The 13,834-nt window shown below is 54.5% G+C and carries 12 protein-coding genes; 3 read left to right on the top strand and 9 right to left on the bottom strand.

Going from position 1 to position 13,834, the window contains the following annotated elements; genetic code table 11:
• Positions 1 to 269 precede the first annotated feature (269 nt).
• Positions 270 to 1,061, bottom strand: a complete 792-nt coding sequence (locus RBR25_RS13615; protein ID WP_432820098.1) for a class I SAM-dependent methyltransferase — start codon at positions 1,059 to 1,061, stop codon at positions 270 to 272.
• A gap of 115 nt (positions 1,062 to 1,176) precedes the next feature.
• Between RBR25_RS13615 and RBR25_RS13610 the strand changes: the two genes are divergently transcribed.
• Entirely contained in the window at positions 1,177 to 2,127 is a 951-nt protein-coding gene (locus RBR25_RS13610) for an aldo/keto reductase (protein WP_432820097.1), read from the top strand.
• 123 nt (positions 2,128 to 2,250) lie between these two features.
• On the opposite strand, the gene RBR25_RS13605 is transcribed toward RBR25_RS13610, so the two are convergent.
• Positions 2,251 to 2,892 (bottom strand): hypothetical protein, encoded by a 642-nt coding sequence (locus tag RBR25_RS13605; RefSeq protein ID WP_432820096.1) that lies wholly within the window; start codon positions 2,890 to 2,892, stop codon positions 2,251 to 2,253.
• 148 nt (positions 2,893 to 3,040) lie between these two features.
• Here RBR25_RS13605 and RBR25_RS13600 point away from each other — a divergent pair, with 148 nt between their 5' ends.
• Positions 3,041 to 4,273: a class I SAM-dependent rRNA methyltransferase gene (locus RBR25_RS13600; protein ID WP_432820095.1), complete on the top strand. Its 1,233-nt coding sequence runs from the start codon at positions 3,041 to 3,043 to the stop codon at positions 4,271 to 4,273.
• On the opposite strand, the gene RBR25_RS13595 is transcribed toward RBR25_RS13600, so the two are convergent.
• The 6 genes from RBR25_RS13595 to rpoH form a co-directional block, all read right to left on the bottom strand.
• Complete coding sequence (locus tag RBR25_RS13595) at positions 4,210 to 5,931, bottom strand: alkaline phosphatase family protein (RefSeq protein WP_432820094.1); 1,722 nt, start codon at positions 5,929 to 5,931, stop codon at positions 4,210 to 4,212. The genes RBR25_RS13600 and RBR25_RS13595 overlap by 64 nt on opposite strands.
• A 134-nt stretch (positions 5,932 to 6,065) precedes the next feature.
• A complete protein-coding gene (locus RBR25_RS13590; protein WP_432820093.1) occupies positions 6,066 to 6,581 on the bottom strand; it encodes a peptidylprolyl isomerase in 516 nt (171 codons plus the stop codon).
• Positions 6,582 to 6,756: 175 nt separating this feature from the next.
• Complete coding sequence (locus RBR25_RS13585; RefSeq protein WP_432820092.1) at positions 6,757 to 8,307, bottom strand: acetyl-CoA hydrolase/transferase C-terminal domain-containing protein; 1,551 nt, start codon at positions 8,305 to 8,307, stop codon at positions 6,757 to 6,759.
• Positions 8,308 to 8,927: 620 nt separating this feature from the next.
• The gene (locus RBR25_RS13580; RefSeq protein WP_432820091.1) at positions 8,928 to 10,499 is read right to left on the bottom strand and encodes an acetyl-CoA hydrolase/transferase C-terminal domain-containing protein; all 1,572 of its coding nucleotides are present in this window, start codon (positions 10,497 to 10,499) and stop codon (positions 8,928 to 8,930) included.
• Positions 10,500 to 10,863: 364 nt separating this feature from the next.
• The gene (locus tag RBR25_RS13575) at positions 10,864 to 11,598 is read right to left on the bottom strand and encodes an outer membrane protein assembly factor BamD (protein WP_432820090.1); all 735 of its coding nucleotides are present in this window, start codon (positions 11,596 to 11,598) and stop codon (positions 10,864 to 10,866) included.
• Positions 11,599 to 11,709: 111 nt separating this feature from the next.
• Positions 11,710 to 12,558: an RNA polymerase sigma factor RpoH gene (gene rpoH / locus RBR25_RS13570; protein ID WP_432820089.1), complete on the bottom strand. Its 849-nt coding sequence runs from the start codon at positions 12,556 to 12,558 to the stop codon at positions 11,710 to 11,712.
• A gap of 196 nt (positions 12,559 to 12,754) precedes the next feature.
• Between rpoH and RBR25_RS13565 the strand changes: the two genes are divergently transcribed.
• Positions 12,755 to 13,360, top strand: a complete 606-nt coding sequence (locus RBR25_RS13565; protein ID WP_432820088.1) for a class I SAM-dependent methyltransferase — start codon at positions 12,755 to 12,757, stop codon at positions 13,358 to 13,360.
• A gap of 54 nt (positions 13,361 to 13,414) precedes the next feature.
• On the opposite strand, the gene RBR25_RS13560 is transcribed toward RBR25_RS13565, so the two are convergent.
• Entirely contained in the window at positions 13,415 to 13,819 is a 405-nt protein-coding gene (locus RBR25_RS13560; RefSeq protein WP_432820087.1) for an exosortase system-associated protein, TIGR04073 family, read from the bottom strand.
• Positions 13,820 to 13,834 lie beyond the last annotated feature (15 nt).

Raw genomic sequence — 13,834 nt, 5'->3', positions numbered from 1 at the left:
AAACCGGGTACCTGCCTCAGACGTACTGAGGGGAAGAATGGACAGGAGCCGTATACGAGGCCCGTACGTACGGTTCTGTGAGAGGGATGAGGCGAGCTTGATCTGCTCGCCTCACCCTACTCGATTTATTTGTCCAGCCAAGCTGACAAGCTGTGGGAAGTAGCATACAAGGACAAAGATGTACCACTGTTCACGGCGCTGATGCACGATGTAACGGAGATGATTAAAGTCGGATTATTTTAGGGGCCGCGGTAGAGACTATTTGAGGACTATTTTTTATCAAGGCGGGTGGCGTAAATTAGTATTTTCTTGTCCGTATAGCTTTCAATTTCACCTGCAAATGTTTCGATCTGAAAATAATCATGAACTTTGCTGGAGCTGTTGATGAAGTATTGGCTAAGATTTCTGATTCCTTCGCGATGGAGACCGGCGCGTTTCGCCCAACTACTGAAATCATGGGTTTTGTGAAATACTTTGGTTGCCATGACTTTGAATCCGGCGTTTTCGATCATTGCAATCCATTCGTTGCGACTGTAGGCACGAACATGGGTTGGGTCGCGCATTTTTTCCATGGTCTGGCAGAATTCGGCGATCTCTGGATCTTCCGGCAATAGGGTGTCGATGATGATCATTCGTCCGCCCTGACGACGCAGAACCCGATGAAATTCCCGTAATGCCCGGGGGACATCGGAAAAATGATGGGGGGCAATGCGACAGGTAAGAATGGTAAAGGATCCGGACGGAAAAGGCAGGTCTTCGGCATCCGCCTCGCGGAAGGTTATGTTATCAACATTTCCTTCCTCACTGATATATTCCTGGGCTTTTTTGAGCATCAGCATGGTCAGGTCCGAGGCGACTACGTTACGCACCAAGGGCGCGAAGTAGAGAGCGGTATGGCCGCCGCCGCATGCGACATCAAGCATGATGTCATCCGGTGTTGGTTGCAGCAATTTTGCCGCTTCCGCCAAGTCTGCGCCTTGGGCAAAACCCAGATCTCGAACATATCCGTCAGCCGCTTTGCCGAACTGCTCCTTGACCCGGTTTTTGAAATCGCTCGACATCGATTTCTCCTTGCTCCGCGTGCTTGATAGCTGTACTTCTGACTATACCACTGATAAGGCTCTGGTACAGAGGCGTGGCAATTTGTCTAAATGCAAAAATTTTCGGGAGGATATCATGAACAAGGTTCTGTTGGGAAGTACCGGAATGGCCGTTAGTCCCCTGATTTTCGGGAGCCTTCCCTTGGGACCCTTGCAGGCGGATATGCCCTTGGAACAGGCCGGCCGTCTTCTTCGCCATGCTCTCGACCGGGGCGTCAATATGATCGATACGGCCGAACTTTATGAAACCTTTGGGCATATCCGTGCGGCGCTGAAGGGTTATAATGGGTCATGCTACTTGGTCAGCAAGACCCATGCGACGGATCCGGTTACGGCTCGTCAGCATGTAGAGCGGGCGCTGCGAGAGCTTTGTGTCGAGCGGCTGGATATCGTTCATGTTCATGCCGCAAGGGTGGCGGATCCCTTTACTGAGCGGGCCGCAATCATCGATCTTCTCCTGGAAATGCGCCACGAGGGCAAGATCGCCCATGTGGGTATTTCGACTCATTATATAAGTGCGGTGCGCCAGGCAGCGCGGCACCCGGAAATTGCGGTGGTGCATCCTCTGATCAATCGTGAGGGGATGGGGATTTTGGACGGAAGTGCGCAAGAGATGGCTGAGGCGATTGCGGAAGTAGCCACGGCCGGTAAGGGTGTCTATGCCATGAAGGCTCTGGCCGGTGGGAATCTGATCGCGCAGGCGCGTCAGAGCCTACGTTTTGTTCGTGACCTTCCAGGAGTTCATGGAGTCGCTGTCGGAATGTTGTCCGAAACCGAGGTTGATGCCAATATCGCTCTTTTCAGCGACAGCCCTCTTGATGATGGCCTGTGGCGAGGGCTTGAGGCGCGACGGCGGCGGCTGAAAATTATGGAGCGCTTCTGTGTCGGTTGCGGTGCTTGCGTCGAAGCCTGCACGAATCATGCTTTGTCCGTTTTTGACGGTAAGGCACGGGTCGACGAGGATCGCTGTATTTTGTGCGGTTATTGCGCGGCCGTTTGTCCGGAGTTCATGATTCGCGTAGTCTGAGGTCCGGTCTGGAATGGCTTTTGTTAGCATGGAAATCTGGCATTTAGTACACAGCGCCCATGTTGGTGGAATCTGAGAAAGATCGAGTCTCCCTTGCTAAAGGCGCAGGCAGAGGCAGAGGCATCAAGCCGGTGACCCTTTTTCTCCCTGTTTTTCAAGTTGCTCTTCCAGCCAAAAGATAAGTGGTGAAAGATCGGCGGGGACCGATGACGAAAAGGGTTCTAGTTGTTGAATCTGAGAGGCCAAACGCCGGGCTGTCAGCAGCACGGCGCGCAGTTGTTCGCCTGCGGACGGTCCCCCCTGTCGGGCCGCTTCTACCTCTTTGAAGCGTTTTTGAACCGTGGGATGACTGCGGTTCTCCTCCAGAACTGCCCGCCGCAGTCCAGCATAATCCTCATCTGAAAAGCCTTTTTCCTCCCGTGCTTGTCTTAGCAACTCAACGGATCGATAGTCCGGGGTTGGAGAGATCTCCCCCTGTTGGGGGACCAGTTGCGGTTCTTCCCGTTCGAGAAAATCGTAAGCCAAGGTCAGTTTATGGGCGGTCGGCTTCTTGATGCGGATTTCGCGGGCGCAGTACTCTTCGAAGTTGTCGTAGCCCCACTCCTGAAAGAGGCCGCTACGCTTGACCCGCAACAATCGTTCGCCTAATGCGACCCACGAAGATTTGAAGGCCCGGGCGGTGGCCAGAACCTTATAACGTTCCGATTCGGGGGGAAGAGAGCCCATGATCTCTTCGATGGCAAGTTCCCCCCGTGTTTTCCTCATTTCCTTCATCTTTTCTCCTTGCGGCAATGCACGGAAACGAGATATTAGCACAGGGGGATCGCCGCCAGCGACTCTTTTCCCCTTGGTGGTTTGACCGTACGGTCCTTACAATTCATTGCTGCCGATAATTTTTTCAAGGAGCTTTCATATGAGACAGGGGGATTTTGTCGTCGGATCCGAGACCCAGCGTATGCTTGAACTGGGTCATCCTTGGGTGATTGAGGATCGGTATACGAAGCGCTGGCCGCAAGGAAACCGGGGGGACGTTATTGTGCTTCGTAACGAAGAGGGGCGATTTTTGGCCAGTGCCCTGTTCGATCCGGGGGATCGAGTTGTGGCGCGAGTTCTTGAGTTCGGCCCGATGTCCTTAAGCCAGGAATGGCTTCGCCGGCGGGTGGCGGATGCCTGGCGACTGCGTCTGCAGATCCTCGATTTGAAGGAAACTTCGGCTTATCGTCTGATCAACGGTGAAGGCGACGGCCTTCCCGGTCTGACGGTCGATCGCTATGGGGATTACCTGCTGGTTCAACTCTACGCCGAGGGTTGGCGAAGGCATCTCCCGCTGCTGGCCAAGGTGTTGGAGCAAGAAGCTCAGCCCCAAGGGATTTACGAAAAGCGTCGCCCGCAAAATACCCGGGAATTGGAGGCGGCGATTCCCGGCAAGAAGTACAGTCGTCTTCTGTTGGGACGGGAGCGCCAAGGTCGCTTTGCCGTACTGGAAAACGGATTGAACTTTCTCGTCGATCTCGAAGAAGGGCTGCATGTCGGGCTGTTCCTTGACCAGCGGGAAAACCGCCGGGATCTTATGCGGTGGGCGGCCGGCAAGAGAGTCCTCAATCTTTTCGCCTATACCGGCGCTTTTTCCGTGGCCGCTGCCTGTGCCGGGGCTGAGCGGGTGACTAGCGTGGATGCCTCACCCCATTACCTCGCGTGGGCCGAAGAGAATTTTGCGGTGAACCGTCACAATCCGCGCCGGCACGAATTTATTGTGGATGACTGTCTGGAGGCGCTGCGTACCCTGCGGCAACAGGGGCGACGCTTCGATGTGGTGGTGATGGACCCCCCGTCCTTTTCGACCACCAAGAAGAGCCGCTTTACCACACGCGGCGGCACCTCTGATCTGGTCGCCGCCCTGTTGCCGTTGCTTGAGCCGGGAGGCTTGCTGCTTGCGTCATCCAATCACCAGAAAGTGGATATTGCCGATTATCTTAAGGAGTTGCGGCGCGGGGCTCTGCTGGCGGGGAGTGGATTGCAGGTAATTCGCATTGCCGGACAGGGCGAGGATTTCCCTTTCACGACCAGCTTTCCCGAAGGTCGCTATCTCAAATTTGTGAAGGCAGTGCGGACGGAAGGGGTGTTTTTGAGGGGAGTGAAAACCTGATAGTAAAGGAAGTCGTTGCCCACCACGTCGGTTCGCCCGGCCAGGGGATGACTGTTCGGCAGAATTACGAAGGGACGTGATTGCTCGCCACCGACCGACCCATGCCCGCCGACCTGATCATCGAAACAGGCGATTCGTTCGCCATCGTAGGCGCCGAAGAGAATCAGATCGCCGCAGGCATCTTCCTGAGCAAAAGTGACCAGGCGTGGCCATAGGCTTTCCGGTTCGCCGTAGGGGCGAAGAAATTCCAACTCTTTTGCGCTGGGAGGATTCTCCGCAGATCCGACCGTGTGCTCGCCGTCGTGATAGCACCAGATTCCCTGACCTTCCCCTCGTGCCAGAACGAAGCCGATTCCCTGATGCTGGCTGAGGAAGCGCAGCAATAACGGCTGCTCCCTTTCGACTTCTGCAGCGCACAGGCGATGTTGGTGTCCGGTGATGTAAAGATGGGCCAGGGAGCTGGAATAGGTAACGACGACGCCTCCTTCTGGATCGATTTTAATGGTTTCCGGAACCAGATCGCGGATCTTTTTTTGCAAAAGATTTTTGGTCGCACGATACAGTCGGTCGCGCCAGTGGCTGGGGCGGGTATCCAACTCCGCCCGCAGATAATCGAGTTGCACGGCGGTGAACTCCAATGGCCCGCTGGAAACGGTGGCCCGCTGATTTTTTTTCAGAAAGGCGCTGATGGCATCCCCGAGGGTGGCGCCGAAGCGGTTATGAAAAGGGTAACCGGGGGTTTGCCCGTGGTCGGAGAGGATGACCAGTTGGTAATTGGCGCCTGCGGCATGACGGATCATGCGCTGGATTTCGCCGATGCGTTTATCGGTATGGCGCAGGCTTTTCAGCGCGGCCTGGGAGCCGGGGCCAAAGTGGTGGCCAAGTTCGTCATAGCCGCTGTAGGTTGTATAGATATAAGGCACCCCTACGTAGATATCGGCGAGAACTCCCAGGGTCTGAAGCTCCCGTAGGACCACGTTGCAAAGAACACGGATCAGTGGGAATAGCCCCTCACTCACATGCCAGGGGCGGGTTTTCCGGTACTGCCAGCGTTCGTAGCCATCAGTGACGTATTCGACTAGGGTCGCGCCGATCATGCGGCAGATGCGCAGCGGGTGGAGCAGGGCCAGCAGCATGAAGCGCAGGCCACCGAAACGCCCGAATAGGGTCTGGGGATGGGGAGAGGAGACGGTGAAAACGCTGCGCGCCGCGCCCCCGTCAAGAATGTTTGAATAGGAAGAGCCGCTGTCCAGCAGGCCGGTTTTGTCTCTGAAGAGCTTTTCCCGGACATGTTGGACGTGGTCGGGGTCGTTGCAACTGATCAGTTGCCCGGTGGCTCTTTCGAACCAGCGGAAAGCGGGGATACCGCCGCTGTCACCGTAAAATATCGCAGCTTGGGCGGCGGGAGTGGTGCTGGGCAAGCCGGCCTGATATTCCAAAAGGGCGTGACCGTTGCGGAGAAAACGCTGGGTGTGGGGCATGTAGCCGAATTCTAGGGCTTGACGCAGGTGGGGGGCTGAAAGGCCATCGACTTGCACGCCGACAAATCCGTTACGAGCGCCAGAGGTCTGACGCTCCCGGCGCTCCTTGCGTAATAGGTAGAATTTGCATACGTAATAGGTCCGGTATAATTTGCCGAACCAGGGTCGTCCCGTCATGTCGTGCCCCGTGGCAAAGCAATCAGAACAGCGTATCTAAATGACTGTAGCACAGGGAGGTGGGGCAACCAAAGAAAAAGCCGGAATTCGGGAATTCCGGCTTTTTCTTTGGGATAGGCAAGAATTGTCGTAGCTTATTCGACAACGCGACTGACTTTTTCGATGGTTACCGTTTCCACGGGAACGTCTTGATGAAAGCCTTTATTGCCGGTTTTCACCTTACGGATGGCGTCGACCACTTCCATTCCCTCGATTACCTGCCCGAAGACCGCATAGCCATACCCCGCCGGGCTTTTGGACTGGTGGTTGAGAAAGGTGTTGTCCACCACATTGATGAAAAACTGTGAGGTCGCGCTGTCAACCATTTGGGTGCGAGCCATGGCGATGCTGCCACGTGCGTTGGCCAAGCCATTGTCGGCTTCGTTCTTGATCGGCGTACGGTTTTTCTTTTCCTTCATGTCGGCGGTCATGCCGCCACCTTGAATCATGAAGTTATCAATGACTCGGTGGAAGATGGTTCCTTCATAAAAGCCTTCATCCACGTAATCGAGGAAGTTCTCGACGGTAATCGGAGCTTTCTCCTGATTCAGGGCAATTTTGATGTCCCCCATGGATGTTTTCATGAGAACGATTGAATTGGTTTTGTTCATTAAATCGTTAGTCTCCTGCAGGAAAAGATCCGTCTTGCTCTTTGGATCAAATGCAATAATCAATTTCCCCCGGCTTGATTAGACCCGTTAAAATATTTTTTGGGGATTATAAATCAAAACCCTTCCCGAGGGAAGGGTTTTGATTTTGTTGGCAATAAGTGAAGCGGGGTGTGTTCTATTTCTTTTCCCAGAAACGCATGGTGCCGTTTTTAGCGAGGTTGAGGTGCATGTTGTAGCACTCGTCAAGCAACTGGGGTTCATGAGCACCGCCGGTTGCCTTGATGGCGCGCTCAAGATAATCGGTAAGGTAGTCTTTGTAAGCCGGATGAGCACACTTTTTGATGATTTCGCGGGCACGGTCATGAGGTGACATGCCACGCAGGTCGGCAAGACCTTGCTCGGTGACTAGAACGTCGATGTCGTGTTCAGTATGGTCGACGTGCGGGGCTTTGGGAACAACACCGGTAATACCGAATTCGTCAGTCTTGCTCGGGCGGCAGGAGGGGCAATGCATCATGGAGATGTATGCGTTGCGCTCGAAATCGCCGGAACCACCAATGCCGTTCAGCATGCGAGTACCGCCTGCATGAGTCGAGTTGGCATGGGCATAAATATCAAATTCAAGCGGGGTGTTCATGCCGATAGCGCCGAGACGGCGGATGACTTCCGGGTTGTTGGAAATCTGCTGCGGACGCATGAGAACCATATCCTTGTACTTGTCAAAATTTTTCCACCAGATTTCAAAACCTTCGTTAGACAGGGACAGTGATGTGCAGTTGATGTAAGTACACTTGCCGGAATCCATGAAATCGAGGAACGTATCCTGCAGAACCTCTGTGAAAATGATCAGGTTTTCAAAGGGGCTGGTGGTCAGGCCGCCGATAACGGCGTTAGCGATGGAGCCGACACCTGACTGCAGCGGCAACAGGTTCTTCGGCAGGCGACCGGCTTTAACTTCAGTGGAGAAGAAGTCAACGATGTTGTCGGCGATCGCCTGGGCGACATCGTCAGTACCACGCAGGGCGCGACCGTTGTCCGGCAGCTTGGACTCAACGATGGCGATGATCTTGCTCTTGTCGGTCGGAACCCAAGGGGTGCCGATGCGTTGCCTGGCATCCGTGATGGGGATGATTGTACGATAGGGCGGTACGTCGGTCATGTAGATATCGTGCATACCTTCGAAAGAAGGCAGACCGGTATTGATCTCGATGATGATTTTGTCGGCAATTTCAATAATGTCGTTAGCCGCACCAACGGCGCCGGTGAGGATGATGTCGCCTTTTTCCGTGATGGCGGAGGCTTCGATAACGCCAAGATCGAGTCGGCCGCCGCTGTCCTTGGTATAGAAGCCGTATTTCAGATCCTGGGCAAACATGGAAAGGTGCTTGTCACCCATGCGGATGCGCCCGGCGTTGATCGACTTGCCAAGATTTTTGCCGGTCTGATAAGGCCAGCGCCGATCGATCATGTCGAGCGTTGCCATGCGGTCTTCGACTTCAGCCCCGATCGAAGCACCGATAAACAGGTTGAGCTTAAGCTTGCCTTGCAGGTTGTTTTTTTCAACGTGATCACACAGGGCAATAGGTACCACTTTCGGGTAGCCAACCGGAGTGAATCCGGACATGCCGACATTCATGCCATCTTTGAAGTACTGTACACAATTCTCAGGGGTCGTTACTTTGCTGAGCAATTCTTTACAACGTACGCGTTCCTCTAATGTAGCCATGCTCTCTTTCCTCCTTTGAATTTGCGGATACGTCGGCTTCCGCCGCGGGGGTTGGTGTGGCGTTCAGGCAATAAAAACGTTATGGTCGGTTTAAAACTGGATGAATAGGTAACCTTAACAAGATGGACAGCTAACTTCTAAAATCCTGTTATATGAGAAGCTTATATAATGCGCTCATAAAGGGAGTCAAGAAAAATTTTTCATAATTCATTTATGGTAAAAATAACCTTAAATAACTTTCCAATGCTGTTTTTGAACGTTGTGTAGTTCGAAAAAAATAGTAAAATTAGATATTTAAATTTTTTTTGAATTGTTTTTTTCCTTTGCCGGATTGATAAGTTTGTTTTAATTACTGTATTCGTCGCCTTGGGCTTTCATAGAGTGAGATGAACCATTGTTTTGTAATGAGAATTATGGTTTGTCCATGAGAAACGAGGACTTAGCTAATTTACTTTTAGCAAATAATTTTATTTAAAATGAACATTTTTGTATATGTGGTCATGGAATCGGAGCCGATGTTAGGAGCTTGCGAAGGAAGGAGTGAGAACGTAAAAAAACGCCCTTGGCCTGCTGGCTCAAGGGCGTTTTTGGTTTTTGTGTTTTTTGCGGCGTAAGGGAGATCAGATGTCCCAGTTGTCGATCTTCATAGTGCCTTTAGCCGCAAGGTTGAGCTGCATTTTAAAGCAGCGGTCGAAGAGCTGCGGTTCATGGCCGATTCCTTTGGCCAAGCAGGTCTTCTTGGCTATGTCGAAGTATTCTTGGAGGATCGGTTTGTAGTCAGGATGGGCGCACTTGTTGATGATTTCCTGAGCCCGATCCTTTGGCGCCATACCACGCAGGTCGGCCAGACCCTGCTCAGTGACAAGCACGTCGAGATCATGCTCGGTGTGGTCGATGTGCGGTGCTTTCGGCACGACACAGGTGATGCCGGTCGGGTCGGTTTTGGTCGGACGAGCCGAAGGTGTATGCATGATCGACAGATAAGCGTTGCGCAGGAAGTCGCCGGAACCACCGATGCCATTGATGATCCGGGTGCCGCCGACGAGCGTCGAGTTGGCGTGGGCGTAGATGTCGAATTCGATCGGGGTGTTCATGGCGATGCATCCCAAACGGCGGATCGGTTCGGGTGCGTTGGCGATGCCCAAGGGGCGCAGGACGATTTTGTCCCGGTATTTTTCCATATTGTCGAAGAACCGGGGGAAACCCGGCGTTTCCGACAGCGATAGTGAACACGCGGACGCAAAGTCAAGGCGTCCCGAGTCGAAGAGATCAAGCATAGTGTCCTGCAGCACTTCGGTGTACACGCTCAGGTTGTAGAAGGGGCCTTTGGCCAGGCCACCGACGACGGCATTGGCGATGGAACCGACACCCGACTGCAGGGGCAGCAAATTTTTCGGCAGACGCCCGGCTTTGACCTCATGGGAGAAAAAGTCGAGGATGTTGGTGGCGATGCGTTCCGAGGTGTCGTCCATCTCGGCGAAGGCGCGGCCTTTATCGCGATGCTTGGATTCGACCACGGCGATGATTCGTTCGGGGTCACAGGGGAGGTAGGTGGTGCCGATGCGGTCGCTGGCTTTGCAGATCAGGTAAGGCTGACGATTCGGCGGATCCTGGGAGATGACGATATCGTGCATCCCTTCGAAGGAGGGCTCTCCGGTGTTGACTTCGAGAATAATCTTGTCGGCGATCGCGAGAATCTCGCCGACCACGCCGCAGGAAGACGTCAGGACCAGACCGCAGTCCTCGGTGACGGCTGAGACTTCGATGATGGCAATATCGATCTTGCCCTTGCCCGTTGCATTTTTAGTGTAGAAGCCGTAGCCGAGATCCTGGGCGAAGAGGGAGAGGTGCTTGTCGCCCATGCGGATGCGTCCTTCGTTGATCCCCTTGGCGATATCTTTGCCGGTCTGATAGGGCCAACGGCGGTCGATCATATCCAGGGAGGCCCAGCGGTTTTCCGTTTCGGCGCCGACGGAAGCACCGATAAAAAGATTGAAACGCAACTTGCCCTGCAGGTTGTTTTTTTCAACGTGATCAGCCAAGGCAATAGGTATCGCTTTGGGGTAGCCGGCGGGGGTGAAGCCCGACCAGCCCAGGTTCATGCCATCTTTGAAATACGGGATGGTGTCCTCGACGGGAACCACTTTTTTCAGCAGGGACTTGCGGCGGATTCGACTTTCCAGCGTAGACATGCTTTCCTCCATCAGGGTTTGGATATGATCGCGTTGGTTGTTACCTACGATCATTGGTTCGCATTGAAAAGCCCGTTTCGCATAATAACGCGCCGAGCTGGTCGCTGTTGTCTCCGGCCATGTGTATACCGTATACAATCAGCGATGGTTTTTTCTACTACTTGTCGCATCATTAAGTCAAGGGTAAAGATAAAAATTTCCAATCATGTGAAAATTAACTAATATCGAATGAAAAATTACATTTCAGGTTTTTGGTGGGGGGAGGGGGATGGGGGGGTGCGCAGAGGGGATAGGATGCAAAAGAAACCCCCCCGTGTCTGAAACACGGGGGGGGAAGGACATTCGGAAGGGGTCTGTTAATCTTTCAGTATTTCTTTTCCACCAGCTTCTGGGCTTTCGTGAAATAGGGGCTGGCAGGGTATTCACGAAAGAGCGAGTTGAGAGCATCCGCCGCGTGCTGACGTTGTTCGAGCATGAGATAGGCATGTCCGAGCAGGTAATAAGCTTCATCTTTTTTGCCGTAAGCCGGATTTTCGGTGAGAGCCTCATGGATTCGATTGCTCGCCGCCTCATACTGTTTTGTACGCAGATAGAACTCTCCGACCAGCATTTCGTGTTCCGTCAGGCGCTCCCGGCATTGAGCAATCTTGTCAGCCAACTCTTTGGCTTGGGGAAAGTCGGGAAAGCGTTTTTGCAGATCGCTGAAGGTCGCCAGGGCGTTGCGCGTGGCTGTCTGGTCCCGGTCCGGCGAGAGCATCTGGTGAAAATAAGAGAGGCCGAGCTGAAAGAGGACGTTGGCCGTGCGGGAATGGTCGGGGTGCTGCTTGAGGAAATCCTCGTAAGCTGTGGCTGCTTCAACATAGCGTTCGCTCAGGAAGTAGGATTCGGCAATTTTCAACTCGGCCAGGATATTTAGTTCCGGGGAAAAATAGCTGTCCCTGACCTTTTCCCAACTGGCGATAGCGTCCTCGTAGCGGCCCTTCTCCAGATGGGCCTCGCCTTCTTCGAGATAATATTCGGCGTTCTTGGTTGGGGGGGCCGTGGAGGCGCAGGCGGAGGTCAGAAGAAGCAGGAGGAGGGCGCTGAGCAGTCTTTTCATCAACGGGTTCATCCTTGGATCGGAGGGTGGGGTAAAGTCGCTAGAACGTACGGGAAGAGCGCGCTTTTGTCAATGACATTCGCCCCTTCCCCGGCGCGTCCTGAGAGGGAATCAGGCTGTTTCCAACCCATCGAGAAAGCCGCGCAGCTTGTTTAAGGCATGCGCCTCAATTTGCCTCACGCGCTCGCGGCTGATGCCGAAATCATCGGCCAATTCTTGCAGGGTTCGGGGGGATTCGGCGAAAATCCGTGATCGGATGATTTTTTGTTCCCGGTCGTTGAGGCGGTCGAAGGCCTGGCGGACTTCGCCAGCAAGACGGTGGCGTTTTTCATTCTCAATCAGCCGGGTTTCCTGGTTGGGGGAGTTGTCCGCCAGGGTTTCCATGAGGGTAAAATCCTCCCCCTCGATCAATTCCACATCCAGCGAGGTATCGCGGGCGGCCAGGCGACGGCTCATCTCTTCGACCTCATCGTTGCGCACGTCCAGGGTTTGCGCGATCTCCTCGGCGTTTTCCTGGCCAGTCAGGCGAAGTAACGCCGCCTGTGTCTGTTTAAGTTTGAAGAAGAGTTTTTTCTGGGCTTGGGTCGTGCCGATCTTCACCAGTGACCAGGTTTTGACGATGTAGTTCTGGATATAGGCGCGAATCCACCAGACGGCATAGGAAATCAGGCGGATCCCCCGTTCCGGGTCGAACTTTTTGACCGCCATCATCAGGCCGATGTTGCCTTCCTGAATCAGATCCAGCATTTTCATGCCGTAGCCGCGGTATTCGTTGGCGATTTTGACCACGAAACGGAGATTGCTGCAGATCAGACGGTGGGCGGCTTCGAGGTCGCCCAGCCGGCGGTAGCGGCACGCCAGGGCGTACTCCTCATCCCGGTCAAGCAGATCAAACTGCTTGATTCTCGCCAGATAATGATCCAGGCTATCGATCAGCAAAGGAGGATTGGCTAGACTCATCCTTGACTCCTTTCACGGAGAGTTAAGTTACGGCAGGCAATTAGCACTCAATGACACAGAGTGCTAAGTATATAGCAAATTCCTAGAACGGATGCAAGGGGGCGCCCCCGGCGGGTACTCTCCCGGTAAATGTCTCTCTGGATGATCGGCAGGGGCTATTCGCCGACGCGGCTGACAACTACACAAGGAGAACAGGATGCGCAAAACATTGCAGGAACCCTCCCTGATCCGCATGGTGCGCTGGGCGCAGCGGCTTGTGGCCGAAGTTCTCGAAGTCGGCGATCTGGCCGTTGATCTCACCGCCGGCAATGGCGCCGATACCCTTTTTCTCGCCCGCCAGGTCGGCCCCGAGGGGCGGGTTCTCGCCTTCGATGTGCAGCTGGAAGCCCTGCGCCACACCGGTATGCGTCTCACCGAGGCGGGGATCTCCTGGACGTTCGACGATCAGGATGATGCGGGGGTACGCCTGATCCAGGACAGCCATGCCCGCCTGACAAGCTACACGCAGGGGCCGGTTCAGGGGATCATGGCCAATCTTGGTTATCTGCCCGGCGGCGACCAGGGGGTGGCGACTCGTGCCGAAACGACCCTGAGCGCCTTGCGACAGGCGCTCGACATTCTGGCGATGGGGGGGCGGATGTCGCTGGTGGGTTACGTCGGTCATGCGCAGGGGAAGGACGAGTGCCGCGTTGTGGAGGAACTGCTGCAAGGACTGTCGTCCCGTCACTGGCACATTCTGCGCATGCAGGTAGTGAACCGGTTCGAGGCTCCCTATCTGCTGGTGGTGGAACGACGGGGCTGAAAAAAGGCCGACCCGGAAAATCCGGTCGGCCCTTTTGGTCACGGCGAAAATCGATCAGCGGCGGATCGGCGGGGAGGGGTTCCAGACGAATTCCGGTTTCATGATCGGCGCGAAATCCCCCTCCATGCTGTTCGGGGCGGGGAAGGAGACCGTTTCCCAGGCGCCGATGCCGGCACGCATCACGGTCATGCCGATGCCTTTAAGAAAACCGAGCGGCACACCGATTCCTCCGCGGTCGCGGGTAGTCAGCACCATCTGCTTGGGGATTTCTCCAGGGCAGGTCACGATATTGGTCAATCCACGGATCAGTTTAAAGGAGGACTCTTCCAGATAGGTTTCCGGCTCCAGCACATCGTCGATATAGTCCTTTTCGGTGTGCTCCGCGGCCAGGGCCGGCGCGGCGGCGGCCGTCACCAGCAGAAGCAGCAGGGACATAAAAAGCAACAGGCGTTTCGGCATCGTCTCCTCCTGAGG

This window comes from Trichloromonas sp., from assembly GCF_034006665.1.
Lineage (GTDB): Bacteria > Desulfobacterota > Desulfuromonadia > Desulfuromonadales > Trichloromonadaceae > Trichloromonas.
Note: the sequence above shows the minus strand (reverse complement) of the source record. Positions and strands in the feature narration are given on the sequence as shown.